Below are 25,027 nucleotides of genomic sequence, written 5' to 3'. Positions count from 1 at the left end.
CAGGCAGGCCGCTCGGACGCGGCATGGGGACCTCGCCCCATGGGCACCCCGAGACGCGGGGGCGCCCGTCCACGTACGCTCCGGAAGCACGATCCGCCGCGACAGAGGGACGACCATGGGGTTCTACGGTGCCGACATCGGCGAGCTGCGCAGGCTCGCGCAGAGCCTGACGACGGCGTCGGAGTCGCTCGAGACGACGCGCGGCGGCCTCCAGTCCACCGTCAGCGGGGCCCGCTGGGCCGGGCCCGACGGCGACGAGCTGCGCGGCCGCTGGACCTCCGAGCTCGGCCCCGCGCTCGCCGCGGCCGCGGCGACGCTGCGCGACGCGGCCGACAAGGTGCGCACGAACGCCGACCAGCAGGAGAGCGCCAGCTCCGACGGCACGGGCGGGGGCGCCAGCGGCCCCGGCGGGTCCGGGTCGGGCTCCGGCGGGTCGGGCTCCGGCGGGTCGGGCGACGGCGGCGAGAGCGGTGACGGCCCCGGCGGCCCGACGGTCTCGGTGAAGGGCAGCCAGAGCGGCGGCACCGACAACGGTGGCCTCGGGAGCCCCGCGACCGAGGGCACGGACTCGAAGGTCGGCTTCGGCGTCTCCCACGACCCGGACAGCGGCGAGACGACGTACTCCGGCAACGGGTCGCTCGCCGACTGGTTCAAGACGACCGACGGCTCCAAGGTCTCGTTCGGCGTCAACGGCGGCGCCGAGTACACGGTCGGGGAGAAGTCGGAGGACGGCTTCACCACCTACACCTCGAAGTCGGACGTCTCGATCGGCGTCGAGGGCGGCGTCTCGAAGGGCGGCACGGGCGTCAGCGGCGGGTACACGACCGGCGTCACGTCCGAGTACACCCTGAAGATGCCCGACGGCACCGACGTCGACCCCGGGTCCGTCAACCCGTTCGACCCGCGGAGCATGCCGGTCGGATCCTCCGTGACGATGGACGGCGGGAGCTACGCCAAGACCGAGCTCGACGCCGCGTTCCGGCACATCGCGCTCGAGTCGTCCGTCAAGGACTCCGAGGGCGTGAGCAGCCTCATCGAGCGCACGGGCGACGACACCGTCCGCGTCACCGCGGGCCCGACGGAGGCGATCGCGAACCACGCGGGCCTCGGCCTCGACTTCGACGCGGTCAAGGTCATGCTCGGCAACACGACGTCGCTCGACGGCGCGTCCCTGCGCAGCGCCGAGTTCGACCTGTCGACGCCCGAGGGCCAGGCCGCCTACGACACCTACCTCGTCACCGGCGAGATCCCCGGGGACCCGTCGACCGGGATCTCCGGCACGACGACCATCGAGCGCGTCAACTACGACTCGACGTCGACCGTCGGCTTCGACACGCCCGTCGGCGGGGCCGAGTGGCAGATCGGCCAGAACACCGGCTCGCTCGTCGCGACGACCTACCCCGACGGCAGCACCGAGCAGCTCATGACCGCGACGTACGGCGACCGAGGCGACTTCCGCCTGTCGCAGTCGTTCGACGCCTCCGGCACGGAGGACCTCTCGGCGCGCACGTACTCGTTCGACGTCACGGCCGACGACATGTCGTCGCAGTACTTCAACACGCGCGACTTCTCCGGCTTCTCGCCGTCCGGCGAGGTGTCGCCCGGCCAGCAGGTGACGATGACGCTCACCGAGTCGCAGATGAACCGCCTCGCCGACAGCGTGCGGACCGCCGTCGAGAACGACGCCCTCGGCATGCAGACGCGGGCCGTCGTCACCGACTACGACATGCAGCCGCTCTCGGACCCGTACCAGCTCGCCACGAGCCTCGCCCGGGCGGCCGACTCCGACCTGGACCTCGTCATGATGATCAGCGAGATCAACGCCGCGGGCGACGGCTCGGTCACGGACCGGTCCGCCGCCCGGTTCCCCGGCACGGTGACGCCGGGGGGCTGACGCCGCGCCGCCCGGAGGGGCGCGGCGCCGGGTCGGCTCAGCGGGGCTTCTGCGCCGAGAGGTACGAGGTCGAGACGAAGCCCGTCCGGCCCCCGGCGGTCACCTTGAGCCACCCCTTCGAGGCGGTGCCCGCGTGCGTCACCGCGGTCCCGCGCCCGAGCCGTGCGACGACCTTGGACGAGGTCGACGCCGACGCCCGCAGGTTGAGGCTCGAGGCGGTGACGTACGACGTCGCGGCCTTGGGCGGTGCGGGCTTCGCGGGCGCCGGCTTCGCGGGAGCCGCCGGTGCGCTCGTCGAGGTGTACTGGGCGGAGACCCAGCCGGTCCGTCCGTTCGCGGTGACCTTGAGCCAGCCGCCCGAGGTCGACGCGACCGCGAGCTTCGTGCCCTTCGGCAGGCGTGCGACCACGGCCGAGGACGTCGTCGCCGAGGCCCGCAGGTTGAGCGACGCGGCCGTGACGTACCGCGTCGCCGGCTGGGGCGCCGACGGCTTCGGCGCCGGCTGGGGTGCCGGCGGCTTCGTCGCCGGGGGCGTGCTGACCGGAGCGGGCTTCGTCGGCCCGATGCTCGCGGCCGGGACCCAGCCCGTCGTCCGCCCCGACGTGACCCGGCGCCACGTGCCGCTCTCGTCCCCGGGCTTGCCGACGACGGTCGCCCCGCGCGCGACCCGGGCGACGACGGCACCGGTGCCCGCCCCGGCGCGCACGTCCACGGCGGCGTTCGTGTAGTAGGTGCACGACGTCGCGGTCGACCGGGCGGCCACCCGCGTCGCGTCGCGCCCGAGGTCGACGCCCTTGCCCTTGAGGTAGGCGAGCGGGTCGGTGTGCGACGCGCCCGACCCGTAGGTGCCGTTCCAGACCTCGAGGTGCAGGTGCGGCGAGGTGGAGATGCCGGTGGAGCCGACGTCGGCGATGCGCTGCCCGGCCTTGACCGTCTGCCCGGCCTTGACGTACTTGTCGCCGTCGATGACGTGCCCGTAGACGCTCGAGACCGTCTTCCCGCCGATGGTGTGCCGCAGGACGACCCACTGCCCGAACCCGCTGACGCTGCCCGCGCGCAGGACGGTGCCGTCGGCGATCGCGTTGATCCGCGTGCCGGAGGTCGCGCCGAGGTCCTGCCCGAGGTGCCAGGTCGACGCGCTGGCGACCGGCATGCAGCGCGGGCCGTAGTAGGAGGAGACCGAGTAGGTGCGCGCCCCCAGCGGCGCCACGACGGCGGCCGCCGCGCTCGCGCTCGGGGCGACGAGCAGCCCGCCGAGCCCCGTGGCGAGCGCCGTCGCCATCGCCACGCTCGCCACGCCCGACCAGCGCCTCGCGTTCCGAACCATCCTCTGCCCCCTGAAAAGAAATCAGACATACCCGGCGTGTCGGGTTGACACGCCTCAGGAACGGTAAGCCCAGTCCGCGGGGACCGCCAGATGGACGACCGTCCAACACTGCCCGGGGCTCGACGACGCGGGGCGTACCGTCGTGCCATGACCGTCGGGACGGGACGCGCGGACGACGACCTCCTCGCCGCGACGCTGCCCGTGCTCGGCCTCGCGCTCGCGTCGGTCGCGGCCGTGCGCGACGCCGCGGCGCGGGCGGGCCGGTTCGACCCCGGACCGGCCCCGGACCCCGAGCGCGTCGCGGCGGCGTTCGCGAGCGACCGGCTGCTGCGGTTCGACGGCGCTCCGGTGGACGGGTTCGCGCCGCTGTCCGGCTTCTTCCGCACGGCGGACGGCTGGGTCCGCACGCACGCGAACTACCCGCACCACCGCGCGCGGCTGCTCGCGCTCCTCGACCTGCCCGCCGCGGTCGCGGACCACCCGTCCCGGGACGACGTCGCGACGGCGCTCGCCGCGCGGTCGGCGCAGGAGGTCGAGGACCTCGCGGCCTCGGTCGGCGCGATCGCCGTGCGCGTGCGCTCCGCGGACGAGTGGCGCGCGTCCGCGCCGGGCCGGGCCGCGGCGTCGGGCCCTCCCGTGCGGACCGCGGTGCGCGACGACGCCGCTCCCCCGCGCCCGCTCGCCGTCGGGCCCCGGCCGCTCGCCGGCCTCCGGGTCCTGGATCTCACCCGCGTCATCGCCGGGCCCGTCGCGACCCGGACGCTCGCGCTGCTCGGCGCGGACGTCCTGCGCGTCGACCCGCCGGGCCTGCCCGAGATCGAGGTCCAGCACCTCGACACGGGGCAGGGCAAGCGGTCCGCGCTGCTCGACCTCGCGACCCCCGACGGCCGCGCCCGGGCCCAGGAGCTGCTCGACGCCGCCGACGTCCTCGTGACGGGCTACCGCCCGGGCGCGGTCGAGGCGTTCGGCCTGCGCCTGCCGGGCGGCGCGGTGCACGCGCGCGTCAGCGCGTGGGGCGACGACGGCCCGTGGGCCCCGCGCCGCGGCTTCGACTCGATCGTGCAGGCGGCCAGCGGGATCGCGCTCGTGGAGGGCACCCGGGACGGGACCGTGGGCGACGCCTCGACCGCCGCGCCCGGCGCCCTGCCCGCCCAGGCGCTCGACCACGCGACGGGCTACCTCCTGGCCGCGGCCGTCGTGGACGCCCTCGCCGACCGCGCGGCCGACGGGCGTGGGCGCGACGTCGACGGCGCGCTCGCCCGCACCGCGCACGCGCTGCTCGTCGCCCCCGGGCGCGACCCCGCGCACGGGCCGCCCCGGACGCCGGGGGCGCGGTGCGTCGTCGGGCACCGGGTGCGCCTCGACGGCCGGAACGTCGAGGCGACGACGACGCGGCCCGCGCTCGACCGCCTCGCGGACGAGCCCGTCGACGACTACCCGGCCCCGGCCCGGCCGTGGGGCACGGACGCGCCGCGGTGGGCGACCCCGCCCGGCGCGCCCGGAGCCGACGGCTGAGCGGGTCGCCGGACGTCAGGCGTGGTCGAGGCGGCGCAGGATCGCGCCCTCGCGCAGCGCCCACGGGCAGATCTCGACCTCGTCCACGCCGAGCGCGCGCATCGTCTCGACCGCGACCACCCCGCCCGCGACGATCTGGAACGTGCGCTCCGGCGTGATGCCCGGCAGCGCGGTGCGGCCCTCGGCCGTGATGCGCGCGAGCCGCGGCACCCAGTCCGCGAGCTGCGCGCGCCGCATCCGCCACCGGTCGTCGGGGCCGACCGCCTCGGTCTGCATGCCCGCGAGCCGCGCGAGCGAGCGGAAGGTCTTGGACGTCGCGACGACGTGGTCCGGGCGCGGGAGCCGGGCGAACCGCGCGACGGCGGGCGCGAGCGTCGTGCGCACGTGCTCCCGCAGCGCCTCGACGTGCTCGGGTGCGGGCGGGTCGTCGGGCAGGAAGGCCATGGTCATGCGCCCCGCGCCGAGCGGGAGGGACACGGCGAGGTCGGGCTCCTCGTCGACGCCCGACGCGATCTCGAGCGACCCGCCCCCGATGTCGAGGACGAGCAGCCGGCCCGCCGCCCAGCCGTGCCAGCGGCGCGCGGCGAGGAACGTCAGGCGCGACTCGTCCTCGCCGGAGAGCACGTGGACCGGCTGCCCGACGCGCTCGCCGATCGCCGCGAGCACCTCGGGCCCGTTGGTCGCGTCCCGCAGCGCCGACGTCGCCATGGGCAGCATCTCGTCGACGGCGGACTCGCGCGCGAGCGCCATCGCGTCGTCGACGGCGGCGAGCATCGCCGCGACGCCCTCCGGGGACAGCGACCCGTCGGGCCGGAGGTAGCGCATGATGCGCACGACCGTGCGCGCCCCCGCGGCCTGCACGGGACGCGCCGCGTAGGCGGCGTCGACGACGGCGAGGTGCACGGTGTTCGAGCCGATGTCGAGGACGCCCAGGCGCGTGGTGCTGCTCACGCGGCGAGCCTAGCGGCGCGGCGAGGGCCGCCGTCGGGAGTCCTGCCCGACGACGGCCCTCGTCCGGTGCGCGGCGCGCACCCGTGGTGACGCGGCGGTCAGCCGCAGGCCAGCGCCTCGTACGCCGCGTCGACCGTCGACGTCGTGCCGTCCGCGGCGACGACCGTGACGGTCGCCGTCCCGGCCTCGACGGACGTCGTGCGCGTCGTGAACGACTGGTAGGCGCTCCTGCCCGGCTGCACGTGCCGGACCGTCCGCTCGCCGAACGGCGTCGTGAGAGTCACGTCCACCGGCGCGTCGGCCGTGCTGGTCGCGCGGACCGCGACGAACGCCCGGCCGCCGAGGCAGCGCGCGCTCGCCTCGACCTCGACCGGCGCGGGCGGGGCGACGGCGGAGACCGACGGGATGCGGTCGGCCGCGCCGGTGCCCCACGTGAGGCCCGCGCTCGTGCCGGACAGGTCGAAGTCGAGCGTGCCGCCGTCCTGCAGCGCCGCGACATCGAGCCACGCGGCGGTGTGCGCGACGCCGTCGACCTCCAGGCCGGCGACGTAGCTCGGGAGCTTCTCGTTCGCGCCCGCCGCGTCGATGCGCAGCGTCGCCCCGGCGTCGGTCGTGAGCGTCGCGGCCTGCACCTTCGGCGCGTTGAGCGCGAGGATCCCCGAGCCCGGCATGACGGGCTCGAACCCGAGCGACGCCATGACGTACCAGGCGGCAAGCGTGCCGAGGTCGTCGTTCCCGACGCCGCCGCCCGGGGTGTCCGGGAAGCGGTTGAGGTTCGCGGCGAGGACGTCGTTCGTCTTCCACGGCTGGCCCACGTAGCCGTAGAGCCACGCGTTCATGATCGTCGGCTCGTTGCCCGGGTTGTAGCGGATGGTCGTGTAGTACGAGCTGCCGCCCTTGGCCCACGTGCTCGGCGAGACGCCGGGGTTCGCGGCGAGCGCCGGCTGGTCGAAGTAGTAGTCGAGACGCTCGACGAAGCCGTCCTCGCCGCCCATGACCTCCTGGAGGCCCGTGACGTCCTGCGGCACCATCCACTGGTACTGCCACGGCACGCCCTCGTGGAAGCCGGAGCGCGTGACGTCGGTCAGCTCGGGCAGCGTGACGAAATCGCCCGTCGGGCGCTTCGCGTTGACCATGCCCTGGAAGCCGCCGGAGAGCTGGACGTCCGGGTTCCAGAGGTTGCGCCAGTTGCGACCCTTGTCGAGGAACGCCTGGCCGCCCTCGCGGCCCGTGCGCTCGGCCGCGGCGCCGAGGCTCGCGTCGGCGAGCGCGAGCTCCAGCGTGGCCGAGCCGCCGTGGCGGTACTCCTCGAACTGGCCGCCGAGGCCGCCCTCGTTCTCGGGGTAGAACGGCACGTGGCCGTGCTCGGCGTAGAACTCGGTGCTGCGCCGCCCGACGGACGCGACGTCGTCCGGCGGGGTCGTCGTGGCGTTCTCCACGAGGTAGTCCCACAGCTCGTCCGCGATGTCGTCGGGGACGGTGCCGAGCGCGAAGTTCTCCGCGAGCCACGGCGTCACGGGGTCGCCCGCCATGATGTTGGTCTCCAGCGCGCCGAGCGACCAGCGCGGCAGCCAGCCGCCCTCGACGCGGTGCTGGTACATCGAGCGCACGATGTCCTGCGCGCGCTCCGGCAGCAGGAGCGCGTGCAGCGTCGCCTGCGTGCGGTACGTGTCCCAGAGCGAGAAGTTCTGGTAGTAGTCCCAGCCGTCGGCCTGGTGGACCTCGAGGTCCATGCCCCGGTACCGGCCGTCGACGTCGCTGCCGATCGTCGGGGACAGCAGCGTCTTGTAGAGCTGGGTGTAGAAGATCCGGCGCTGGTCGGGCGACGCGTCGATCGCGGCACGGCCCAGCTCCGCGTTCCACGCGTCGCGGGCCTCCTCGCGCACGGTGTCGAACGCGACCTGCGCGCCCTCGTCGGTGGCCTCGGCCTCGCGGTTGGCGCGCGCGCCGTCGACGCTCACGAAGGACACGCCCACGCTCACCTCGACGTCGCGGTCGGTCGTGGTGTCGAACACCGCGACGGCGCCGTTGTTGCCGCCCGCGACCTCGCTCGTCGTGGAGCCCGCGACGTAGCGCGCGTCGGTCCCCCACGTGCCGCTCGACGCGGCCGGGCGGTCGAACGTCGCGCTGAAGAAGTACCGCTGCTTGTCGGGCGTGCCGCCGCAGAAGCCGCCGTTGTCGACCCAGCCCTCGAGCGTGCGGTCGTCGACCCACGTCACGGAGCTCGCGCCGGCGTCGCGCAGGGTCTGGCCCACGTTGAACGACAGGTGCGACGTCGTCGAGGCGGGGAACGTGTAGCGGTGCGCGCCGACGCGCGTGGTCGCGGTGAGCTCGGCGTGCACGTCGTTCGCGAGGGTCACCTCGTAGAACCCGGCCGACGCGCGCTCGGTGCTCTTCTGGTCCTTGATGGCGATGAAGGAGCGCGACGTGCGCGGGGTCGCGCTCGTGTCCGGCGTGACGAGCAGCTCGCCCGCCGCGGGGCAGCCCGCGCTGTTCACGTGCCGGTGGTTGAAGCCCCACACGCGCCCCGCGTTCGTGCTGTACGACGTCGAGGCGTAGGAGTTCGTGTTGTCCGGGCTGAGCTGGACCATGCCGAACGGCACGGTCGCGCCCGGGTAGGCGTTGCCCTCGCTCTCGGTGCCGACGAACGGGTTGACCTCGAGCGTGAGGTCGTCGCGAGCGGCGGCGGTGACGGTGCCCTCGTCGGCGGGGGCGGCGCCCGCGGCGGCGGGCAGCAGCGTGCCCGGCGCGACGGCGAGCGCGAGCCCTGCGGCGAGCAGGGCGAGTCGTGGTCGTCTCATGCCATGTCCTCTTCGACGTGCGACCGGGCGTCGTCGCCCGGGGCGCCCCGGGGCCGTCGGTCAGGTGCCGCCCGGGCCGCTCGTGGCGGGGCGACGGTGCTCCTGGTCGACGACGGGCGTCCGTCGGCCACCCTCTCCCGGCTATGACTGCGCTGTCAATCGCGTGCCCGAGGCAGCGGGTCCGTCGAGCGGACGGGGGTCAGCGCGCGCCGGCGGCCTCGTGGACGAGCGCCTGGGCGTCCGCGACGACCGCGCGCTCCTCGGCCTGCGCAGCCGCGACGGCCTCCGCACGGGCCGCGACGATCGCGCGGTGCAGGTCGGCGTGCACGCGGCGCCGCACGCCGCGCGCGATCTCGTCGGCCTCGTCCGGCTCGACCGGGTCGCCGTCCGCCTCGCGCAGCGCGACGACGTCGGCCACCTCGAGCGCGACGCGCCGCTCGGCGTCGGCCAGCAGGGCGACCACGGCGGTGTCCGCCGCCCGCCCGAGGCGCGTCTCCTCGAACGCCCGCGTCGCCTCGTCGACGATCGTGCGCGCCTGCGTCACGAGCTCGGACGCGATCGACGGCGAGTGCGCCGCGAGCGTCGCGAGGTCGTACAGGAGCACGCCCTCGACGTCGGCCACGCGCGGGTCGACGTCGCGGTGCAGCGCGAGGTCGAGCACGACCGTGGGGCGCGCGACGGGCTCCTCGCCCGCTCGCACCGCAGCCCGCTCGCGCGCGCGCACCACCGCGGCGGCGTCGAGCACGTGCTCGATCGCCTGCTCGCGCCGCTCGGCGCCCGGGCGCGCGGCGTCCGCCCGCCCGCGCGCGCCGCTGCACGACACCACGAGGTCCGCGTCCTCGAGTGCCGCGACGAGGTCCGTCACGGCCTCCACGCCGCGCGCGGCGGCGAACTCCTCGGCGCGGCCGGACTGCGAGTAGACCCGCACGTCGTCGCACCCGAGCGCCCGCAGCGCGGCGAGGCTCGCGCCCGCGTACGACCCGGTGCCGATGAGGACGGCGCGGACCTGCGGCCACGGCGGCAGCTCGGCGGCGGCGAGGTCGAGCCCGAGCGCGACGACGGAGCGACCGGCCCCGCCCAGCGTCGTGTGCGTGCTGACCTTCTTGGAGGTGCGCGACGCCGTCTGGAAGAGGAGCTCGAGCGTCGAGGACGTCACGCCGTCGGCGTGCGCGGTCTCCAGCGCCCGCTTCACCTGGCCGGCGATCTCGCGCTCTCCCACGACCATCGAGTCCAGGCCCGACGCGACGGCGAACAGGTGCTCGGCGACCTCGGTCCCGGCGCGCGTGCGGAACGACGCGAGCGCCTCCGCCACCTCCACGCCCGACGCCTCGGCGACCATGCGCGCGACGTGCTCGGTCGCGTGCTGCACGCCGGTGCCGTCGAGGGGGGCGTCCACGTCGAGGTACAGCTCGAACCGGTTGCACGTCGCGAGGACGACCGCACCGGTGATCACGTCGCACGCCGCGACCGCGGAGCCGCCGATCGAGTGGGCCCCGGTGGAGAGTCGTTCCAGGGCGTCGAGGTCCAGCTCGTGGTGGCTGGCCGTGAGGGAGAGAAGAGCCACAGTGCCTCCGATTTAATCATTCCCCCGGGAGAGAGGCAGAATCGGTAGCTGTGATTCCTGTCGCCCTTTCCCCGGGCCATCCCCTGACCGACGGCCGCACGGACCGTTCCCCGCTCGTGCAGGCCCTGCGCGCGGGCACGACCGGAAAGCGCCCGGAAATCACACCCGTGTGGTTCATGCGCCAGGCCGGTCGCTCGCTGCCGGAGTACCGCGTCGCGCGCGAGGGCGTGAGCATGCTCGACTCGTGCCTGCGCCCCGACCTCGCGTCCGAGATCACGCTCCAGCCGGTGCGCCGGCACCGCGTGGACGCGGGCATCTTCTTCTCGGACATCGTGGTCCCGCTGCGGCTCGCGGGCGTCGAGGTGGAGATCGCGCCGGGGGTCGGCCCCGTCATGGGCCAGGCGTACCGCACGCCCGACGACGTGGCCCGGCTCGTGGAGAGCGAGCTCACCGAGGACGCGCTCGCCCCGATCCGCGAGGCCGTCGCGCTGACGGTCGACGCGCTCGGCACGACGCCCCTCATCGGGTTCGCCGGGGCGCCGTTCACCCTCGCCGCCTACCTCGTGGAGGGCCGGCCGTCGCGCGACCACCTCGCGGCGCGCGCCCTGCTGCGCGGCGACCCGGAGACGTGGCAGCGCCTCGTCGACTGGGCGGCCGACCTCACCGGCACGTTCCTGCGGACGCAGGTCGCGGCGGGCGCGAGCGCGGCACAGCTCTTCGACTCGTGGGCCGGCTCGCTCTCGCTCGCGGACTACGCGGCCGGCGCCGCCCCGGCGAGCACGCGGGCGCTCACCCACGTCGCGGACCTCGGCGTGCCCGTCGTCCACTTCGGCACGGGCACGGGCCACCTGCTCCCCGCGATGCGTGACGCCGTGACCGCGGCCGGGGTGCAGGACGTCGCCGTGGGCGTCGACTACCGCACGCCGCTCGACGACGCCGCCCGGCTCCTCGCCAAGGGCCACGCCCCCGTGCCGGTGCAGGGCAACATCGACCCCGCGCTGCTCGCCGCGCCGTGGGACGTGCTCGAGGCGCACGTCCGGGACGTCGTGCGCCGCGGGCGCACGGCCCCGGGGCACGTGGTCAACCTCGGCCACGGCGTCCCGCCGGACACCGACCCCGACGTGCTGACGCGCGTCGTCGCGCTCGTCCACGCGCTCGCGGACGACGCTCCCACCAGCGCCCCCGACGCCGCCACCGAGGAGGCGACCCGACGGTGAGCACCGAGCCGACGACGCCCCGCCCGTCCGCACCCGCCGCACCGGAGGGGGTCGAGACCGCGGACGCGGTCGTCGTCGGCGCGGGCGTCGCCGGGCTCACCGCCGCGCGGACGCTGCGCGCGCGGGGGCTGCGCGTCGTCGTGCTGGACGCCGCCGAGGTGCCCGGCGGGCCCGTCCGCGGCGGGGACCTGCCCGGCCTCGACGGCGTGCGCGTCGACCTCGGGGCCGAGTCGTTCGCGGCCCGGGGCACGGCCGTGGGCGACCTCGTGCACGAGCTGGGGCTGGACGTCGTCGAGCCGTCGGGCGCGGGCGCGTGGGGCTACGCCGCCGGGCACGCCTACCCCCTGCCGCGCGCGGGCGTCCTCGGCATCCCCGCGGACCCGTGGTCGCGCGACGTGCGCCGCGCCGTCGGCCTCGGCGGGTCGCTGCGCGCGAGCCTCGACCGGGTGCTGCCCCGCCGGTTCACCGACCTGCGGACGCTCGAGACGTTCGCGCGGTCCCGCATGGGGGCGCGCGTGACCGAGCGGCTCGTCGCGCCGGTCGCCTCCGGCGTGCACTCCGCCCCGCTCGACCGGCTGGACGTCGCCGCGGTCGCGCCCGGGCTGCGCGAGGCGTTCGAGCGCGAGGGGTCGCTCGCGCGCGCCGTCGCGTCGATGCGCGCCCTCGCCCCCGCCGGGTCGGCCGTGCGCGGCATCGACGGCGGGATGCACCGGCTCGTCGAGGGGCTCGTGGCGGGGACCGACGTCCGGCTGCGCCACGAGGTCACGGGGATCTCGCGCGCCGCGGCCCCGGACGGCGGCCCCGGGACCTGGCTCGTGCGCGCCGAGACCCCGGGCGGCCCGGTCGACCTCGCCGCGCCGCGCCTCGTCGTCACGACCCCGGCGCTCGTCGACGTGCTCGGCCCGCTCGTCGGGACGGCGGCCGACCTCCTGCCCGACCCGGAGCCCGGCGCGGACGTGCGGCTCGTGACGCTCCTGCTGCGCGCGCCCGAGCTCGACGACGCCCCGCGCGGGACCGGGCTGCTCGTCGCCCCGCCGCACCGCGACGCCGGGCGTGCGGCGCCGCCGTCGGACGTCGAGGCCAAGGCGCTCACGCACTCGACCGCCAAGTGGCCCTGGCTGCGCGACCGCGTCCGCGCCGCCGCCGGGCCGGGGCACCACGTGGTACGCCTGAGCTACGGGCGCATCGGCGCGACGACGGAGCCGGACCTCGACCGCGTCGTCGTGGACGCGTCGCGCCTCTTCGGCGTCGACCTGCACGGGCGCGTCCTCGGCCACGTCGTCACGCGGTGGAACGGCGCGCTGCCCCCGCCCACGCCCGCGTTCCGGCGCGAGGTCGCGGCGTTCGTCGCGCGCGTGGACGCCGTGCCCGGGCTGGCCGTGACCGGCGGCTGGATCGCCGGGACGGGGCTCGCGTCGATCGTCGGCCACGCACAGGAATGTGCCCGCAGCCTCGCGGCCGCGGGGTGAGGGAATCCTCACCGGATTGCGCGCCGGAATAGTCCCGAGAATTCCCCGCGAAATGACCTGACACATTGTCCGCAACTTCCTGACCGGGCGTCAGGACCACGTCACTCCCCGCATCATTCCCGCGCTGTGACGTGCACATTTTCGTGGAATGCCGAAGTGGGGAGAGACTGGTTCCGTGAGTCCTGCAGGTACGACGCCCCTCCGCGTGGGCACGCGCGGCAGCGCCCTCGCGACGACCCAGACCGGCCACGTCGCCCGCCGCCTCGAAGAGCTGACCGGCCGCGACGTCGAGATCGTGCGCATCCGCACCGACGGCGACGTGCTCACCGGCTCGCTCGCCCAGATGGGCGGCACGGGCGTCTTCGTGACCGCGCTCCGCGAGGCGCTGCTCGACGGCCGGTGCGACGTCGCGGTGCACTCCCTCAAGGACCTCCCGACCGAGCCCGCGCCGGGGCTCACCGTCGTCACGCCCGAGCGCGAGAACCCGCGCGACGTCCTGTGCGCGCGCGGCGGCCTGACCATCACGACGCTCCGGCGCGGCGCGCGCGTCGGCACCGGGTCGCCGCGGCGCGCCGCTCAGCTCCGGTCCGTCCGCCCCGACCTCGACGTCGTCGACATCCGCGGCAACGTCGACACGCGCCTCGCCCGGGCGCTCGGCGAGGAGGCGGACCTCGACGCCGTCGTCCTCGCGTACGCGGGGCTCGCCCGCCTCGGCCGGCTCGAGGCCGTGTCCGAGGTGATCGACACCGCGATCATGGCGCCCGCGGCCGGGCAGGGCGCGCTCGCCGTCGAGGTACGCACGTCGTCGCTCGACGACCCCGTCCTCGCCCGCGCCCTGCACGACCTCGACCACGAGCCCACGCGCCTCGCCGTGCTCGCCGAGCGCGCGCTCCTCGGCCGGCTCGAGGCCGGGTGCGCGGCCCCCGTCGGCGCGCACGCCGTCGTGGAGGACGGCGACGTGGCGCTGACGGCCGTCGTCGCGCGGGTCGACGGCGCCGAGCAGCTCACGCACTCCGCGCGCGCCGCGCTCCCCCCGAGCACCGGGTCGCTCGCCGCCGCCGCGACCGCCCGGGACGACGTCGCGCGCGGGCTGGGTGCCCGCGTCGCCGACGCGCTCCTCGCCGACGGCGCCGCGCGCCTCGCGCCGCTGCGCGAGACCGGGGCGGGCACCCCTGTCCTCGACGCCCCGGCCGCGGAGGCGCCGGCGACCGACCGCGCCGTGGAGGCTGCCCGCGAGCAGCTCCGCGACGGCGGCTACCGCGGCGCGGCGGAATGAGCCCCGGACCGCTGCGCGACCCGTCGCGGGGACCCGCGCCCGTGGTGCCCCCGCTCCCGGCGCGCGGCGCGGCGGGCGCCGTGAACGCTGTCGACGCCGCGAAGACGGTGGACGCCGTGGACGCCGTGGGGCCGGGGGACGACCTGGACGCGGCCCGCCGAGCCGACGCGCTCGCCGGTCGGACCGTCCTGGTCCCGCGTGCGCCCGAGCGCGCCGCGGGCCTCGCGGCGACGCTCCGCGGCGCGGGCGCCCACGTCCTCGTGAGCCCGGCGATCGAGCGCGCGCCCGTCGAGGACACCGCGCCCGTCGACGGCGCCCTCGCCCGCCTGCTCCACGGCGACTTCGCGTGGGTCGTCGTGACGAGCGTCAACGCGATCGACGAACTCCTCGCGAGCGCCGCCCGCCAGGGCGTCGACCTCGGCGACGCCGCGCGCCGGGCCCGCTGGGCCGCCGTCGGGCCCGCGACGCGCCGCGCCCTGGAGGCGGTCGGCGTCACCGTCGAGCTCGAGCCCGACGAGAACTCCGCCCGCGGCCTCGTCGCCGCGTTCGCAGCCCTCCCCCCGTCGGACCAGACCTCTACCTCGGCCGACCAGGCCTCTACCTCGGGGGACCACGGCTCTACCTCGGGGAACCAGGGCTCTACCTCGCGAGGTAGAGGTGTGGTCCTGCTGCCGCAGGGGGACCTCGCCGCGCCGACGATGCACGACGGCCTGCACGACCTCGGGTACGTCCCGCACGTCGTCACCGTCTACCGCACCGTCACGCACACGCTCGCGCCGGACGTCGTCGCGGCGTGGCGCGCGGGCGCGGTGGACGCCGTCGTGCTCACCTCGGGGAGCGTCGCGCGCGAGGTCGCGCGGCAGCTCGGCCCGCGCGACGACGTCGTGGGCGTCGCGATCGGCGACCCGACCGCCCGGGCCGCGCGCGACGTCGGGCTGCGGCTCGATGCCGTCGCGGAGCGCCCGACCGACGCCGCGCTGGCCGCCGCGCTCGTCGGCGCGCTCGCCGCCACCCGCACCACCGCCGGCTCCGCCGCCCTGCCCGACGACCCGGCCGCTCCCCCGGCCGCCGGCACGACCGGCGTCGACCCGACTCCCGAAGGAGACCCCTCGTGACCCACCAGCTCCCCGTCGGGCACCACCGGCCGCGCCGCCTGCGCACGAGCCCGCGCGTGCGACGGCTCGTCAGCGAGACGCGCGTGCACGCGTCCGACCTCGTGCTCCCCCTGTTCGTCAAGGAGGGCCTCGACGCCCCGCGCCCCATCTCGTCGATGCCGGGCGTCGTGCAGCACACCGAGGCGACGCTCGCGGACGCCGTGCGCGACGCCGCGCGCGCCGGGGTCGGCGGCGTCATGCTCTTCGGCATCCCGGCCGAGCGCGACGCGACCGGCACCCAGGCGGACGCCGAGGACGGCATCCTGCAGCGCGGCATCCGGGTCGCGGTCGAGGCGGCGCGCGAGCACGCGAACGGCGGGCCGGTCGTCATGGCGGACACGTGCCTCGACGAGTTCACCGACCACGGGCACTGCGGCGTGCTGGCCGAGGGCCGGGACGGGGGCGTCGTCGTCGACAACGACGCGACGCTCGACCGCTACGCCTCGATGGCCGTCGCGCAGGCGCGGGCGGGCGCGGACGTCGTCGCGCCGTCGGGCATGATGGACGGCCAGGTCGCCGTGATCCGCGAGGCGCTCGACGCCGCCGGGTTCGACGACGTGGGCATCCTCGCGTACTCCGCGAAGTACGCGAGCGCGTTCTACGGGCCGTTCCGCGAGGCCGTGGACTCGGCGCTCCAGGGCGACCGCCGCACCTACCAGATGGACGCGGGCAACGCCCGGGAGGGCCTGCGCGAGGCCGACCTCGACCTCGCCGAGGGCGCGGACATGGTCATGGTGAAGCCCGCCGGGTCGTACCTCGACGTGCTCGCGGCGGTCGCGGAGATGTCGGCGGTGCCCGTCGCGGCGTACCAGGTGTCGGGCGAGTACGCGATGATCGAGGCGGCCGCGGCGAACGGCTGGATCGACCGGCGCGCCGCGGTCACGGAGTCGGTGCTCGGCATCAAGCGCGCCGGCGCGGACGTGATCCTCACCTACTGGGCGACGGAGCTCGCGGGCTGGCTGGACGAGAACGACGGAAGGACGCGGGCATGACGGACACGGGCGGTTTCGGGACGGCGGAGGCCGTGCAGGCGCAGGACGCCGCGCTGTTCGGCGCGCCGGGCGCGGGCGGGGCGGACAACCACGCCGCGTTCGTGCGCGCGCAGGGCGTGCTCCCGGGCGGCGTCAGCTCGCCCGTGCGCGCCTACGGGTCCGTGGGCGGCGACCCGCGGTTCCTCGCCTCGGCGCGCGGCCCGTACGTGACCGACGTCGCGGGCCGCGAGTACGTCGACCTCGTGTGCTCGTGGGGCCCGGCCCTGCTCGGGCACGCCCACCCCGACGTCGTCGCCGCGGTCCAGGAGGCGGCGGCCCGCGGGCTGTCGTTCGGCGCGCCGACGCTCGGCGAGGTCGAGCTCGGGGAGGAGATCCGCCGCCGGGTGCCCGCCGCGGAGCGCGTGCGCCTCGTGTCCACGGGCACGGAGGCCACGATGACCGCGATCCGCCTCGCGCGCGGCGTGACCGGGCGCGACGTCGTCGTGAAGTTCGCCGGCTGCTACCACGGGCACGTGGACGCGCTGCTCGCCGAGGCGGGGTCCGGCGTCGCGACGCTCGCCCTGCCCGGCTCGGCCGGGGTCACCGAGGCGACGGCGGCCGAGACGCTCGTGCTCCCGTACAACGACCTCGCGGCCGTCGAGGCGGCGTTCGCGGAGCGCGGATCCGAGATCGCGGCCGTCATCACCGAGGCGTCGCCCGCGAACATGGGCGTCGTCCCGCCCGCGGAGGGCTTCAACGAGGGCCTGCGCCGCATCACGGCGGCGCACGGCGCGCTGCTGATCCTCGACGAGGTGCTCACGGGCTTCCGCGTCGGGCCGAGCGGCTGGTGGGGCCTCGAGAACGCGGTGCTGCGCGGCCAGGGCGCGGACGGCTACACGCCCGACCTGTTCACCTTCGGCAAGGTCGTGGGCGGCGGGATGCCCGTCGCCGCGATCGGCGGACCGGCGGCCGTGATGGACCAGCTCGCGCCGCTGGGACCCGTCTACCAGGCGGGCACGCTCTCGGGGAACCCCGTCGCGGTCGCCGCGGGCCTCGCGACGCTGCGGCTCGCCGACGAGACGGTGTACGCGCGCGTGGACGAGGTCGCGGGCGTGCTGTCGGCGGCGGTGAGCTCCGCGCTCGACGCCGCGGGCGTGCCGCACCGCGTGCAGCGCGCGGGCTCCCTGTTCTCCGTGATGTTCGGCGAGCTCGCCGCGACCGCAGGGGTTCGCGACTACGCGCAGGCCCAGGCGCAGGAGTCGTTCCGGTACCGCGCGTTCTTCCACGCGATGCTCGACGCCGGGGTCAGCCTGCCGCCGTCGGTGTTCGAGGCGTGGTTCGTCTCGGCCGCCCACGACGACACCGCCGTCGCCCGCATCCTCGACGCGTTCCCCGCCGCCGCCCGCGCGGCCGCCGAGGCCCGTCCCGCCTGACGCGTCCGGCCGGAGCGTCCCACCCGCCGAGCACGGGGTTGCTGTCGTTCTGACGCTCAGAACGACAGCAACCCCGTGGTCGGTGGGGCGGTGGCGACATCTGAGACCGCCTGTCGCCGCGTCAGAGGCGGGGATCGGCGCGACGCACCGCGTCGACGCGCGACGTCGTGTCGATCCACCACCCCAGCCGCGGCTCGACGAGCTCCGCGAGCGAGATGATCCCCTGGTACTCGCGAGGGATGTCCAGGCCGAGCAGCGGCTCGTGGTGCGCGATCCGGTTGCGCAGGTCGCTCACGGCCGTGAGCTGCGCGTGGAGCACGGTCCGCTGCGCCGTGGGAAATGCTCTCTTCAGCGCGGGCTGCCACAGCGTGCGGTTGTAGTTGTCGGCGAACAGGTACGGCCAGAAGCCGAACGTGATCTCCGCGATGACGTGACCGTGCGTGGGCACCCTGCCGTTCCGGGACGCGAACTCCCGCGCCCTGGCGATCCTCGCCCTCGTCCCCCCGTTGAGCGGCACGGTGGGCGGTGAGTCGAGCCAGTCCACCCCGGCTCCTGCACGCTGCGTCAGCGCGTCGTCGATCCGGTTGCGGACCGCGACCTCCAGGTAGTGGATCGCCTCGAACAGCGCCATCGAGATGTCCAGGTTCCACCTGTACAGGTCGACCGCGGCCGGCACATCGCCCTCGGACGCCTGCTCGTACGTGGACATCCGTGGTCGTGACAGCAGCCCGACCATCGTGCGTTGGACGGGCGGGTACATCGACATCCGTGGGCCCCCTGTTGAGCGACGTGCGTGCGAGTCGCTAGACTGTAGCCAACAGAGAGCCCCGGGAATCATGGCGACTCACTTCGGTGAGAGACCCCCCGGGGCCTTGTTGTCTCCCGGCACGGACAGTCGCTCGCGATACGGCCCTCCACCCCGCCTCCGCAGGACGAGAGCCTCTGCGATCGCGCCTGATCCGGTCGACGCGAGCGCGTCAGGCCTGCCGACGGCAAGCCACCCGGCGCGCTCACCCGGGGGAAGCCGCCCGACGACGACCGGCGCAGCGGCCGTGAGACACGCGGTCGCTCTTGCCGCCACGATGCCCGCTCGACCGGAGCGCGCCGGTCTCGTCGCGAGCCGGTCGGGTCAGTACGTGCCGGGTGTGGCCGCGCGTCCGGCCTGTCGGCCGAGCGAGCGGATCTGGACGCCGAACGCGATGAGCATGACGCCCCAGACGATCGCGAAGAGCGCGAGCAGCCACACGATCGACACCAGGCCGGCGTTGACGTTGAACAGCACGAGCAGACCGAAGACGATGCCGAGCAGGCCGGCGACGACGCCCCAGCCCCACCCGCTCCCAGGGACCTTGCGCAGGTCGAGGCTCGCGACCGTCTGGAACAGGCCGTAGACCACGGCCCAGAACCCGACGATCCAGGTGAGAACGATCGCGGTCTTGCCCGGCCAGACGAGCAGCACGACGCCGACCGCGAGGCTCAGGACGCCCATCGTCACGAGCAGCGCGGTGCCGCTGCCCGTGCCGCGGCGCCGGATGCCCTCGACGATCTCGACGATGCCGTCGACGACGGCGAAGATGCCGATCACCCAGATGACGACGGCCGCCGTCTTGTCCGGCCACGCGAGCGCGATGATGCCGAAGAGGATGGCGAGCACGCCGCGGATCACCGGCCAGTACCAGACCTGCTTCGCGGTGCGCGAGAAGGCGGTGAGGATCGGGTCCTGGATCGTCATGGGTCACTCCCCTGCCGAGGTGACGGGCCGGCTCCCGACGGCCTGGGCCCGGGCGCCTCCCGCTTCGCCTCCATGGAACACCCGGCGGTGCCGCGTGTCGCGGCGAACCGCGCGTCTCGCCCGTACGGGGTGACCCGGGCAGCGGGCCGGGTCGCGTCGCTCAGGCGCGCGCGGGGTGCGGCGCGAGGGCGGGCGAGGGCGCGCGGCGTCGTCGGCCTCGCCAGACGACGAGCGCCGCGAGCGCGAGCACGCCGGCGAACGCGAGGACGGGCCCGGCGAAGAACGGCCCGATCCGCTTCTCGGCGACCACGGCGTACGTCGGGGTGAAGGCGACGTCCGCGGCGGCGGGGGCGAAGGAGAAGTCGGAGACGATCTGCGTCGCCGGCGCGGTGAACACCTGCTCGTGGGCCGTGACGAAGCCGCCGGCGGCGAGCAGCGCCGCGAGCTCCTCCGACGCGACGTCCGCCGGGTCGAGGCGGCCGGCGAAGCGCACGGTCGGCTCGTGCGCCTCGGCGGTCGGGTCGACGCGGTCGACGCGGTGGTCGGCCAGGACGTACGTGCGCGTGCTCTGGGTGTCCTCCGCGACGGCCGACATGCGCATGGGGTAGACGAGCGAGCCGCTCGGGAACGTGACCCGGAGCGGCTGGAGCGTGCCGTCGAACGCGGCGGCCTCCTCGGGCGCGAGCCGGGCCGCGACGAACGACCAGCCCTCGCCGACGTAGGGGGCGAGGGCCGTCCGGATCGTCTCGGGGAGCTGGAACCCGCGCTCGGTGAGCCAGGCGTCGAGCGCGCCCGTGTCGGTCGCGCCGAGCGTCGTGACGTCGAGCGGCCCGAGGCGGACCTCGTCGAGCACCGTGACGCCCGCGCCCGCCACGGCGTCCGCGCCGCTCCCGAAGCCGAGCTCGGGCCACCACCGGGTGTCGGAGACGACGGCGCGCGGCCGGGTGAGCTCGTCGAGCTCGCGGAACACCTGCGGGTCGGCGAGCGCGACCTCGGCGGGTGCGGGCGTGGGCAGCAGCAGGCCGACCTCGGGCGCGTTCGACAGCGTGGAGAGCTCGACGAGCATCGTCTCGGTGGTCCCGTCCCACTGGAGGACCGCGGTCTCGTGGGAGACCGCCGTGTCGTACGCGGGCCCGTCGACGAGGCCGCCGCACGCGCACGCGCCCGCGGGTGGCGCCGCGACGACGCCCGTCCCCGCGAGCGCGACCGACACCACCGCCACGCGCAGCGCGCGTCGTGCTCCGGCTCCCCTGCCCATGCTTGGGAGGGTAGGTGCGTGCCCGGGGCACCGCGCGGCGGGTGCCGAATCGTGATGCCGTCGTGACGGCGTCGTGACCGGCCGTCAGCCGACGGCGGCGCTCACCCCGAGGTGCACGACGACGCCCAGCACGAGGGCCCAGGCCGCGACGGCCACGACGCCCCACGTGAAGACGCGGGCGCGCGGGGCCCCGAACCCGACCATCGCCGCGGCGGTGACGTGGCTCGGCAGGAGCAGCGGCCCGAGGAGGCTGACGCCGGGCACGCCGTAGCGGTCGAACACCTGCCGCATCCGCTGGCGCTTGGGCGTGGTCTCGACGGTCCGTCCGCGCGTGATCCCGCTGCGCGCGGCGCCGATGACCCAGACGACCAGGGCGAGCGCGATCGCGTTGCCGACGATCGCGACCGGGATGGCGACGAACGGGTTGACGCCCGCCACGACCCCGAGGACCGCCGCGCCCTCGGCCTCGACGTAGGGGATCGCGCCGGCGAGCAGGACCCCGACCCAGCGCAGGAAGGGCGGCAGGCCCTGCGTGAGGTCCTGGAGCCCGGTGACGATGTCGGTCATGGTGCGCCTCTCGTTGGTGGTGCCTCCAGCCTCGCGGCGGCACGGCGCCTGCGGCAGTGCGGCCCGTCACCGGACGGGGTGGAGTCCTCACCCGACGGGCATGACACGTGTCATGCGCTCGGAGCGGATCGTCGAACCTCCCGACGGATACCTCACGGGGGTATGATGGGGCGTACCCTGACGGGGTATCACCGCCGCACCACCCGCGCGGCGGGCGCGCTACCGCGTCCTGGACGAGGAGGAGAGCATGACCGACACGACCGAGGCGACGGCCGTCGAGCAGGAGCAGGCGGTCCACACCGGTCCGCACGGCTACGCGTCCGACAAGGAGGCGTACCTCAAGCGCATGCGCCGCATCGAGGGCCAGGTGCGCGGCATCGCTCGCATGATCGACGAGGACGTCTACTGCATCGACATCCTCACGCAGGTCTCCGCCGTCACCAAGGCGCTCCAGGCCGTGAGCATCGGCCTCGTCGAGGACCACCTGGGCCACTGCGTCGTCGACGCGGCCCGCCAGTCCGAGACGGAGGGCGCGGCGAAGGTCAAGGAGGCCGCCGACGCCATCGCCCGCCTCGTCCGCAGCTGACCACCCCACCACCCGAGGAGCACCATGAGCACCGTCACGACCCTGGGCGTCACCGGCATGACCTGCGGCAACTGCGTCGCCCACGTCACGAAGGACCTCGAGGCCGTCGCCGGCGTCGAGAACGTGAGCGTCGAGCTCCGCGTCGGCAGCACGTCCGAGGTCACGGTCTTCTCCGACGACCCGCTCGACGAGGCCGCGCTGCGCGAGGCCGTCGACGAGGCCGGGTACGAGGTCGCGTCGGTCGAGGTCCAGCAGGACGCGCTCGCCGCCCAGTACGCCGAGCAGGCGGCCGACAAGCAGGAGGCGCACGACTGCGCGTGCGGCTGCGGCACCGAGCCTGCCGCCGACGCCGCCCCCGCGACGAAGACGTACGACCTCCAGGTCCCGCCCCGCGCCTGACCGTCCCCGGTCCGCACCTCCCGGTGCCCGACGGCGGGACGCGCCTCGACCGCACGAGGCCGCGACCGTCGTCGGGCACCCCGGGTCCCGGTCGCCACCGCGACCCCGACCCCCGCGCGCACCAGCAGCGCCGCGCCCGCCGCGACGGCCACCACGCCGGACGACCGCGGCGACCTCGCCCCGCACCCCGTCGAGGAGCCCCACCGATGACCGCACAGCCCGCGCCCACGTCGACCGCCGCACCCGGCGGAGCCGCGGAGGCCCGGCCCGTCGCCGAGGTCGACCTCGCGATCGGCGGCATGACGTGCGCGTCGTGCGTCGCGCGCGTCGAGAAGCGCCTCAACCGCGTCGAGGGCGTCACGGCGACGGTCAACCTCCCGCTGGAGACCGCGCACGTCGTCCTCGCGGCCGACGTCACCGACGCCGACCTCGTCGAGGCCGTCGAGAAGGCCGGCTACACGGCCCGCGTCACGACCCGCCGCGCAGCCGCCGCGACCGAGCAGGGCGCTCCCCCGGCGGACCAGGGCGAGACGACCGCCGAGGCGGCGGCGCGGCCGGAGGACCCGGAGGCGGGCCCGCGCACCCCCGCCGACGACCCCGCCACCGAGCCGGCCCCCGCCACCGGGCCTGCCCCCGCCACCGGGCCTGCCCGCGCCGCCGGGCCTGCCCGCGGCACCGCCGCACCCGACGACGGCGCCGCCCCGACCGACCGCGGCGTCGTGCTGGCGCAGCGCCTGCGCGTCGCGGCGGTGCTCACCGTGCCGGTCGTCGCGCTGTCGATGGTCCCGGCGCTGCAGTTCACCGGCTGGCAGTGGGTCGTCGCGGCGCTCTCGCTGCCCGTCGTCACGTGGGCCGCGTGGCCGTTCCACGCGGCGGCGTTCCGCGCGGCCCGGCACGGCGCGTCGACGATGGACACGCTCGTGTCGCTCGGCGTGGTCGCCGCGACGCTCTGGTCGCTGTGGGCGCTGCTGCTGGGCGGCGCGGGCGAGCTCGGGATGCGCATGGAGCCGACGCTCGTCCCGTCGCGCGGCCACGCGGGCGCCGCTCCCGAGCTCTACTTCGAGGTCGCGGCCGTCGTGACGACGTTCCTGCTCGCGGGCCGGTACGCCGAGCACCGCTCGAAGCGGCGCGCGGGCGACGCGCTGCGGTCGCTGCTCGCGCTGGGCGCGAAGGACGCGGAGCGCATCCTGCTCGCCCCCGACGGCACCCCGCGCACCGGGCCCGACGGCGCGCGCGTCACCGAGCGCGTGCCCGTCGCCGACCTCGCGGTGGGCGACGTGTTCCTCGTGCGGCCGGGCGACAAGGTCGCGACGGACGGCGTCGTGCTCGAGGGGTCGAGCGCGGTCGACACGTCGCTGCTCACGGGCGAGCCGGTGCCGGTCGACGTCGGCCCCGGCGACGCCGTGACCGGTGCGACGGTGAACGCGGCGGGCGCGCTGCTGGTGCGGGCGACGCGCGTGGGCGAGGAGACGACGCTCGCGCAGATCGGCCGCCTCGTCACGCAGGCCCAGACGGCCAAGGCGCCGGTGCAGCGGCTCGCGGACCGCATCTCCGCGGTGTTCGTGCCGGTCGTGCTCGTGCTCGCGGTGGGGACCCTGGCGGCGTGGCTCCTCGCGGGTGCCGGGACGCAGCTCGCGTTCACCGCCGCGGTCGCGGTCCTCATCATCGCGTGCCCGTGCGCGCTGGGGCTCGCGACGCCGACGGCCCTGCTCGTCGGCACGGGCCGGGGCGCGCAGCTCGGCGTGCTCATCAAGGGCCCGGAGATCCTCGAGTCGACGCGCCGCGTCGACACGGTGGTGCTCGACAAGACGGGCACGGTCACCCAGGGCGCGATGGCGCTCGAGGCGGTCGTCACGCCGTCGGGCCGCGCGCCGCTCGACCGGCTCGTGGCCGACGACCCGACGGCTGCGGACGCGCGCGACGCCCTGCGGCACGCGGGCGCGGTCGAGGCCCTGAGCGAGCACCCGATCGCCCGCGCGATCACCGCGGCCGCGCGCGACCTGCCCGCGGGCGCCCCGGCGCCGGACGACGGCCCCCGGGTCGGGGCCGACGGCGTCGCGGTGGGATCGCTGCAGGCGTTCGACTTCCGCAGCGCCCCGGGCGGCGGGGTCGAGGCCGTCGTCCGGACCGCGCACTCGGGTCTCTCGCTGGGCGCCGACGGGGCGGGGCTCACCGCGCGCCGGGTGCTCGTCGGACAGCCCGCGTGGCTCGCGCGCGAGGGAGTGACCCCGGAGCCGGCCCTCGACGACGCGTTCGCGGCGGCCGAGGCGTCGGGGGCGAGCGCCGTCGTCGTCGCGTGGGACGGCCGGGCGCGCGCCGTGCTCGTGCTGCGCGACCCGGTGAAGCCCACGTCGGCCGAGGCCGTGCGCGAGCTCCGGGAGCTCGGCCTGCGGCCCTACCTGCTCACGGGCGACGGCGAGGGCGCGGCCCTCGAGGCGGCGCGCGCCGTCGGCATCGGGGAGACGGACGTCGTCGCGCGCGTCCTCCCCGACGAGAAGGTCGACGTCGTGGCCCGGCTCCAGCGCGAGGGGCGCGTCGTCGCGATGGTCGGGGACGGCGTGAACGACGCCGCCGCGCTCGCGACGGCCGACCTCGGGCTCGCGATGGGGACCGGCACCGACGTCGCGATCGAGGCGAGCGACCTCACGCTCGTCCGCGGCGACCTGCGCAGCGCGGCGACCGCGATCCGGCTGTCGCGCCGCACGCTGCGCGTCATCCAGCAGAACCTCTTCTGGGCCTTCGCGTACAACGTGGCGGCGATCCCGCTCGCGGCGGCCGGCCTGCTCAACCCGATGATCGCGGGCGCGGCGATGGCCGCGAGCTCGGTGCTCGTCGTCGGCAACTCCCTCCGTCTCCGCCGCGCGGCCTGACGCCCGGCACCCGCCCCGGAACCGACACCCGCCGAACACGGGG

General features: G+C 76.0%; 19 protein-coding genes. 11 read left to right on the top strand and 8 right to left on the bottom strand.

Annotation, left to right across the window (positions count from 1 at the left end):
- The first annotated feature begins 115 nt into the window (after positions 1-115).
- Positions 116-1,894, top strand: coding sequence for a hypothetical protein (locus tag HKK73_RS01605; RefSeq protein ID WP_171467288.1), 1,779 nt, complete (start codon positions 116-118; stop codon positions 1,892-1,894).
- Positions 1,895-1,931: 37 nt separating this feature from the next.
- Here the strand turns inward: HKK73_RS01605 and HKK73_RS19340 are convergent, their stop codons facing one another.
- Positions 1,932-3,191 carry an SH3 domain-containing protein gene (locus HKK73_RS19340; RefSeq protein ID WP_171467287.1) on the bottom strand — a complete coding sequence of 420 codons (1,260 nt, stop codon included), beginning with the start codon at positions 3,189-3,191 and terminating at the stop codon, positions 1,932-1,934.
- A 177-nt stretch (positions 3,192-3,368) separates the two neighbouring features.
- Here HKK73_RS19340 and HKK73_RS01595 point away from each other — a divergent pair, with 177 nt between their 5' ends.
- Positions 3,369-4,736, top strand: coding sequence for a CoA transferase (locus tag HKK73_RS01595; protein ID WP_171467286.1), 1,368 nt, complete (start codon positions 3,369-3,371; stop codon positions 4,734-4,736).
- A 15-nt stretch (positions 4,737-4,751) separates the two neighbouring features.
- Here the strand turns inward: HKK73_RS01595 and HKK73_RS01590 are convergent, their stop codons facing one another.
- The 3 genes from HKK73_RS01590 to HKK73_RS01580 all read right to left on the bottom strand — a co-directional run bounded on the left by HKK73_RS01590 (position 4,752) and on the right by HKK73_RS01580 (position 10,052).
- Positions 4,752-5,687 carry a Ppx/GppA phosphatase family protein gene (locus HKK73_RS01590; protein ID WP_043658174.1) on the bottom strand — a complete coding sequence of 312 codons (936 nt, stop codon included), beginning with the start codon at positions 5,685-5,687 and terminating at the stop codon, positions 4,752-4,754.
- A gap of 98 nt (positions 5,688-5,785) precedes the next feature.
- Entirely contained in the window at positions 5,786-8,488 is a 2,703-nt protein-coding gene (locus HKK73_RS01585; protein ID WP_171467285.1) for a GH92 family glycosyl hydrolase, read from the bottom strand.
- A 199-nt stretch (positions 8,489-8,687) separates the two neighbouring features.
- Entirely contained in the window at positions 8,688-10,052 is a 1,365-nt protein-coding gene (locus tag HKK73_RS01580) for a glutamyl-tRNA reductase (protein ID WP_171467284.1), read from the bottom strand.
- 176 nt (positions 10,053-10,228) lie between these two features.
- On the opposite strand from HKK73_RS01580, the gene hemE reads away from it, so the two are divergent.
- The 6 genes from hemE (at position 10,229) to hemL (ending at position 17,572) form a co-directional block, all read left to right on the top strand.
- The gene (hemE, locus tag HKK73_RS01575) at positions 10,229-11,269 is read left to right on the top strand and encodes a uroporphyrinogen decarboxylase (RefSeq protein ID WP_371810575.1); all 1,041 of its coding nucleotides are present in this window, start codon (positions 10,229-10,231) and stop codon (positions 11,267-11,269) included.
- Positions 11,266-12,738, top strand: coding sequence for an NAD(P)/FAD-dependent oxidoreductase (locus tag HKK73_RS01570; protein ID WP_171467282.1), 1,473 nt, complete (start codon positions 11,266-11,268; stop codon positions 12,736-12,738). The genes hemE and HKK73_RS01570 overlap by 4 nt, the downstream gene beginning before the upstream one ends.
- Before the next feature lie 148 nt (positions 12,739-12,886).
- The gene (gene hemC, locus HKK73_RS01565; RefSeq protein WP_144681464.1) at positions 12,887-14,014 is read left to right on the top strand and encodes a hydroxymethylbilane synthase; all 1,128 of its coding nucleotides are present in this window, start codon (positions 12,887-12,889) and stop codon (positions 14,012-14,014) included.
- Positions 14,011-15,129 (top strand): uroporphyrinogen-III synthase, encoded by a 1,119-nt coding sequence (locus HKK73_RS01560; protein WP_171467281.1) that lies wholly within the window; start codon positions 14,011-14,013, stop codon positions 15,127-15,129. The genes hemC and HKK73_RS01560 overlap by 4 nt, the downstream gene beginning before the upstream one ends.
- The gene (hemB, locus tag HKK73_RS01555; RefSeq protein WP_171467280.1) at positions 15,126-16,160 is read left to right on the top strand and encodes a porphobilinogen synthase; all 1,035 of its coding nucleotides are present in this window, start codon (positions 15,126-15,128) and stop codon (positions 16,158-16,160) included. Before HKK73_RS01560 ends, hemB begins: the two co-directional genes overlap by 4 nt.
- Positions 16,157-17,572, top strand: a complete 1,416-nt coding sequence (hemL, locus tag HKK73_RS01550) for a glutamate-1-semialdehyde 2,1-aminomutase (protein ID WP_171467279.1) — start codon at positions 16,157-16,159, stop codon at positions 17,570-17,572. Before hemB ends, hemL begins: the two co-directional genes overlap by 4 nt.
- Before the next feature lie 121 nt (positions 17,573-17,693).
- On the opposite strand, the gene HKK73_RS01545 is transcribed toward hemL, so the two are convergent.
- The 4 genes from HKK73_RS01545 to HKK73_RS01530 all read right to left on the bottom strand — a co-directional run bounded on the left by HKK73_RS01545 (position 17,694) and on the right by HKK73_RS01530 (position 21,129).
- Positions 17,694-18,281 carry an Abi family protein gene (locus tag HKK73_RS01545; RefSeq protein WP_171467278.1) on the bottom strand — a complete coding sequence of 196 codons (588 nt, stop codon included), beginning with the start codon at positions 18,279-18,281 and terminating at the stop codon, positions 17,694-17,696.
- A gap of 420 nt (positions 18,282-18,701) precedes the next feature.
- Entirely contained in the window at positions 18,702-19,304 is a 603-nt protein-coding gene (locus tag HKK73_RS01540; RefSeq protein ID WP_043658622.1) for an HdeD family acid-resistance protein, read from the bottom strand.
- Positions 19,305-19,464: 160 nt separating this feature from the next.
- Positions 19,465-20,562: a DUF2330 domain-containing protein gene (locus HKK73_RS01535; protein WP_171467277.1), complete on the bottom strand. Its 1,098-nt coding sequence runs from the start codon at positions 20,560-20,562 to the stop codon at positions 19,465-19,467.
- Between the two features lie 84 nt (positions 20,563-20,646).
- Positions 20,647-21,129, bottom strand: a complete 483-nt coding sequence (locus HKK73_RS01530) for a hypothetical protein (protein WP_021483345.1) — start codon at positions 21,127-21,129, stop codon at positions 20,647-20,649.
- Positions 21,130-21,376: 247 nt separating this feature from the next.
- Here HKK73_RS01530 and HKK73_RS01525 point away from each other — a divergent pair, with 247 nt between their 5' ends.
- From HKK73_RS01525 to HKK73_RS01515, 3 genes are all read left to right on the top strand, one after another.
- The gene (locus HKK73_RS01525; protein WP_034654885.1) at positions 21,377-21,715 is read left to right on the top strand and encodes a metal-sensitive transcriptional regulator; all 339 of its coding nucleotides are present in this window, start codon (positions 21,377-21,379) and stop codon (positions 21,713-21,715) included.
- A 24-nt stretch (positions 21,716-21,739) separates the two neighbouring features.
- A complete protein-coding gene (locus tag HKK73_RS01520; protein WP_021483343.1) occupies positions 21,740-22,114 on the top strand; it encodes a heavy-metal-associated domain-containing protein in 375 nt (124 codons plus the stop codon).
- 206 nt (positions 22,115-22,320) lie between these two features.
- Positions 22,321-24,984, top strand: a complete 2,664-nt coding sequence (locus HKK73_RS01515; protein WP_171467276.1) for a cation-translocating P-type ATPase — start codon at positions 22,321-22,323, stop codon at positions 24,982-24,984.
- Positions 24,985-25,027: the final 43 nt, after the last annotated feature.

Origin of the sequence: Cellulosimicrobium sp. 72-3 (assembly GCF_013127315.1) — a bacterium.
In the GTDB taxonomy this organism is placed as follows: Bacteria; Actinomycetota; Actinomycetes; order Actinomycetales; family Cellulomonadaceae; genus Cellulosimicrobium; species Cellulosimicrobium funkei.
Note: the sequence above shows the minus strand (reverse complement) of the source record. Positions and strands in the feature narration are given on the sequence as shown.